A 272-nucleotide genomic window follows, 5' to 3' on the forward strand; every position below is an offset into this window, starting at 1 on the left:
GGCCCACAGCGGACCCGTCACTGCCATGGTGATGAAAGTAACTGCGGCGACGCCCAGCGAAACTGTGATGGGACGAGCGCCGAGAGTCTGACCCGTTTCGGTAGCTGTCTGCTCCTGTTCCTGCTCCGGCTTCTGCTCTGGGGTCTGTTCACGGGGCCGCTCCCGCTTCCGGTTCCGCGCTTCCGCAGCACCAATCGCGCGCGTGGTCTCCTGCATCAACCCGCCGAGAACACCCGTGAGCGCGAAGAACAGTCCCCAAAACGCCACGAACT

Annotated in this window: 1 pseudogene; it reads right to left on the reverse strand. The window is 64.0% G+C overall.

Annotation, left to right across the window (positions count from 1 at the left end):
* Nucleotides 1-272, reverse strand: a pseudogene (locus QP752_RS11270) (hypothetical protein); the annotation flags it as partial.

The sequence above is a fragment of the Corynebacterium sp. UMB10321 genome (genome assembly GCF_030228725.1).
Classification (GTDB): domain Bacteria; phylum Actinomycetota; class Actinomycetes; order Mycobacteriales; family Mycobacteriaceae; genus Corynebacterium; species Corynebacterium pseudogenitalium.